Raw genomic sequence first — 3,768 nt, 5'->3', positions numbered from 1 at the left:
TGAGCATGGTGAAGTTGGCCCACTCGGTGAACGCCCGGTCTTCCGCCGCCTGCTGCAGCCGCGCGTTGAGGTGCCGGCGCGTCATGTTGAGGCGGTGGGAGGTCAGGAGGCTGTACGCGCCGATGACTGCGCCGATGGCCACCACGGCGTAGGCGATGACTCCTGCTATGTCGCTCCAGCTCACAGGACATCCCCTTCATCCAGGGTCGGGAGGGAGTCGCCCTGGAGCGGCTCACGGGTGCCGGCCTCTACGGTCTTGGGCTTCATGGCGCCGAGGGTGCGGCCCGAGGGGTCGAACCGGAACGGTGGCTTGGCGCGGCTCATCATCTCGGGCAAGTCGTCCGCGATCACCGTGAGTTCGTCGGTGTGGCCCATGGAGATCAGGGGCCGTCCGGCGCCCGTCCACCGCCACGCTTTGCGCCACATGCTCGCGGCGTGCTGGGCGTAGACCGCGTGCGCCCAGTCGGGACGCTGGGTCTTGCACTTCTCCCCCGTCAGCATCATGGACAGGGCCGCGGAATACCCCTCCTTGAAGGCGGTGTACATCTCGCCCATGGCAGCGCGGGCCGCGTCCGTCTGGGCCAGTTCGAGGGAGTCGAGCAGCTCGGTGCGGACCTGCTTCAAGTGGGCCGTCCACTTGCGGAAGTCGCACGCGGCCCGCGCGATCCACGCGTCAAGGACCATGAACTCTCCCAGCACGCCCTCCTCCTGGAGCTCCAGGAGCAGCACGAGGGTGGGGTGTGCCACCCACACCGCGGTCTCGGTCTCCAGTCTGGAGGAGTCGCCGAGGGGGTGGACGATCGTGCCGTCAAACGCCCAATGCGGGATGCTGATCTGGTAGTAGCCGGGCATGACGTCCCGGGGCGCGGTGATGACCTCGGTCCCGCCGTGGTGGGACAGCTGGGAGTGCCCCACCTTGATCCCGCCGAGGGCGGAGAGGTAGGCGCCGTTCGCGTCGAGGGTGAGCAGCTGCTCGGTCTCGGGGACTCCGGTGCGGTTGTGCCAGTTCCAGTGCGGGACGTAGCACTCACGCGAGGGGGGCGTGATGGGTGCGCGCCAGTACGGTTCGCGGTCGTAGCGGCGGGGCTGGAGTTCGCGCCGGCGCTCCATACGGCTGAGCGCCGGGAACATCGGGATCGTGTTGGTGTCGGTCTCGGTCTCGGTCTCGGATTCTGCGGTGACGGGGTGATGGCCGGTCACGGTCGCTCCTTTTGGGGGGTGAAGGGTGTGTGTGGTTGTCCGGTGCGCGCCGGTTACTGGGCAAGGATGCCCTTGTCGATCAGTCGACGTGCGGCCTCCCCCTTGCTGATCCGCTCGGCCGTGGCGAGACGTTCGATCGCGGCGTACTGCCTCTTGTTGAAGAGGACGGTAACGCCGTACTCCAGCTTCTCGTCTGGCGACTTGGGGGGGCGAGGCATGGACAGACCCTAACAGGTTTCCGGCAGACCTAACAGGTTTTGGAAAGAAAAAGCCCACCTGTCTGGGGGCCGCGGACCGTGGGAGTGCGCAACCAGACAGGGGGGCTTGCAGGGTTCTTCGGGGGGTGAAGAAACCGTGACGCAAGTTGAACACTACCGCCCGAGTGGCTTATTACGCCATACGGGGTCAGGCGTGTTGCCCGTGTCGTTTTCGTAATACGGGATGCCGTAGCCGTACACGTACGGGTCCCTACGTGTCCGCTTCTTGACGTACACCCCGTCACCTTCCGGTGAGCCCGAGGTGTTGGTGTTGCCCTCGACCGCCCACACGTGGGTGTCGTCGTACTTGAGCACGATCCCCGTGTGGACGCCTCCGCCCTTGCCGTAGAAGACCTGCGCCCCGATCACGGGGTACTCGGTCCAGCGGCGTGCCTTCCGGTACGCCGCGACTCCGGCCGCGCAGCTGGCGGTGACGGCGCCAGCTGGAACGGCAACTCCGGCCTGACTGAAGCACCAGTTGGCGAACGTGCAGCACCACGGCTGTCCGTCTGACCACTCCAGGCCATGCACCTGATCGCTGTACTTCTGCCGGTTGTTCCAGTGCCCGGCCGATCTGCCCTCGCGGTAGCCGGCCTGACTCTGTGCCAGCTTCAGCACGCTGTCTATGTCGTACACGTGACGTCTCCTCAGTCCTCGTCCACACGACCGCCGAAGAAGGTGCGGGACGCGGTGCGGCCCTTCTTCTTGGGCGGGGTCTCCTCGCCCTCGGGCGCGGTGCCCTCGGGCGCGGTCTCGGGTGCCGGCGCCTCGGTGGCGGGCGTGGCCTCGGGCGCGGGGTGGAACGGGCGCCCGGCCAGCTCGGTGAGCTTCTCCAGGACCGTGTCCAACTTGGTCTCCAGGCCCTTGACCCGGTTCTCCAGCTGCTCCGCCCGCTCGGGGTCCCCGTCCTTGCGAGCCTCCGCGGCCTCCTGCTTCGTCTCCTTGATCTCCTCCTTGATCTCTCCGGCCTCGGTCTGGGCCTGCTCGGTGAGCTTCTGCTCGGTGGCGGGGGGCGTGCTCATGAGTCCTCCTAGCCGGTCACTGCCCGGCACATGGTGACGATCGTGTAGGTCACGGCACCGAGAGTGCCGAGGGCGTAGACGCAGAAGGGGCCGTGGTAGACGATCCGTCGACTGATACGGCGGAGGTGTCGACGGACGAGGGTCTGGGTGTGTCGTCTGTGTAAACCGTGGTAGGCCATGCGCGTGGCTCCAGGGGGGCGAACGGGTCGGGGGTGAGGGCGACCACGACCAGGAACCCGAGCACCGCCACGGAGGCGACAACCAGGCTCCCGGCCAGTAGACGGCCAATCACTTGGATCACTTCTGTGCTGCTCTCTTGACCAGGGCGAGAATCTCGCGGATGTGCTGCGCCTGGAGCACCATGGCGCCGCGGTCGAGGCCGTACTGCACGGCGGACTCGGTGCACTGGGCGATGAACTCCGCGAGCGGGAGGCCGGATGCGGTGGCCTGGATCTGCCACCGCTCGCGCTGCACCGCGGACGCCCGGATCATCACGAGATCGGGCGCCAGTAGACGGCTGATCACATCGTCAATCGTGCCGTTATGCCGCTCGGCAAGTGCCGTGAGTCGCTGGTGTGTTTCGTGCGAAACACGGACGGTCTTGGATGAGGGGGGTGTGGCCATGGGGGCGACCGTATACCCGTTTTCCACAAGGTGTCTACAGACCGTCGACTGAAGAGTCATCATGTCGACTGGTCGTCAACTGATTGGCTGTCCCACCCAATCGGCGGACAGACCCACGTCTTCCACGGTGGCGTGCGCGCGGTTGCCCGCGGACGCGGCGAAGATCCCGGTACCCGCCGCACACGATCCGGTCCACGTGACCGCGGTGGTGATGTCCGCCCCGGAGGTGTTCACCAGAATGAACGTCAGATCTACCGCGCTGTTCGTGCTGGCCGTGGACAGCACGGGGACGCGCATCTGGTCCTTGTAGATCGTGCCGCCCGTGCCGGTCCCCTTGCGGAGCCGGTACAGGAAGTAGGTGCTGGCCGTGGTGGAGTTCGCGAGCCCCCACAGGTGCACCCGGTACGCGCGCCCGTTCTTGTAGGTCATGGACGGCACCGTCATGAGCGTTACCTCGGTGGCGGTGATCCCGGTGATGTTGGACTGCAGATCGATGCACGCGCGCAGGCCGGCCCCCACGTCGATGCTGTTCACGGTGAGCTGGTCGCTCACCTCAACGTCGTGGTTGAAGTTCACCCGGTCCGCGTCGATCAGGATGCTGGTGTCTGTCGTGGTCGGCCCACCGCCGAACATCTCGATACCCGACACTCGAGTGTTGACGCTGT

General features: G+C 66.5%; 7 protein-coding genes. All 7 read right to left on the bottom strand.

Annotation, left to right across the window (positions count from 1 at the left end; translation table 11 throughout):
* On the bottom strand, positions 1-184 hold a 184-nt coding region (locus tag AQI94_RS42005), incomplete at its 3' end, for a hypothetical protein (RefSeq protein ID WP_159050655.1).
* Positions 181-1,200, bottom strand: a complete 1,020-nt coding sequence (locus AQI94_RS42000; RefSeq protein WP_062230347.1) for a hypothetical protein — start codon at positions 1,198-1,200, stop codon at positions 181-183. The genes AQI94_RS42000 and AQI94_RS42005, both read right to left, overlap by 4 nt.
* Before the next feature lie 53 nt (positions 1,201-1,253).
* Positions 1,254-1,418: a hypothetical protein gene (locus AQI94_RS44925; protein WP_158806474.1), complete on the bottom strand. Its 165-nt coding sequence runs from the start codon at positions 1,416-1,418 to the stop codon at positions 1,254-1,256.
* A 153-nt stretch (positions 1,419-1,571) separates the two neighbouring features.
* The gene (locus tag AQI94_RS41995) at positions 1,572-2,093 is read right to left on the bottom strand and encodes a CHAP domain-containing protein (protein ID WP_030498665.1); all 522 of its coding nucleotides are present in this window, start codon (positions 2,091-2,093) and stop codon (positions 1,572-1,574) included.
* Between the two features lie 11 nt (positions 2,094-2,104).
* Complete coding sequence (locus tag AQI94_RS41990) at positions 2,105-2,479, bottom strand: hypothetical protein (protein WP_031059548.1); 375 nt, start codon at positions 2,477-2,479, stop codon at positions 2,105-2,107.
* 297 nt (positions 2,480-2,776) lie between these two features.
* On the bottom strand, positions 2,777-3,103 hold the full coding sequence (locus AQI94_RS41985) for a hypothetical protein (RefSeq protein WP_159050654.1): 327 nt from the start codon (positions 3,101-3,103) through the stop codon (positions 2,777-2,779).
* Between the two features lie 75 nt (positions 3,104-3,178).
* On the bottom strand, positions 3,179-3,768 hold a 590-nt coding region (locus AQI94_RS41980), incomplete at its 5' end, for a hypothetical protein (protein ID WP_208611887.1).

The organism is Streptomyces pseudovenezuelae, from assembly GCF_001513955.1.
Taxonomy (GTDB): domain Bacteria; phylum Actinomycetota; class Actinomycetes; order Streptomycetales; family Streptomycetaceae; genus Streptomyces; species Streptomyces pseudovenezuelae.
Note: the sequence above shows the minus strand (reverse complement) of the source record. Positions and strands in the feature narration are given on the sequence as shown.

What these genes read in the sequence shown, in the direction of transcription:
- AQI94_RS44925 (WP_158806474.1), bottom strand. Translation starts at nt 1,418, where the DNA reads ATGCCTCGCCCCCCCAAGTCGCCAGACGAGAAGCTGGAGTACGGCGTT.
- AQI94_RS41990 (WP_031059548.1), bottom strand. Translation starts at nt 2,479, where the DNA reads ATGAGCACGCCCCCCGCCACCGAGCAGAAGCTCACCGAGCAGGCCCAG.
- AQI94_RS41985 (WP_159050654.1), bottom strand. Translation starts at nt 3,103, where the DNA reads ATGGCCACACCCCCCTCATCCAAGACCGTCCGTGTTTCGCACGAAACA.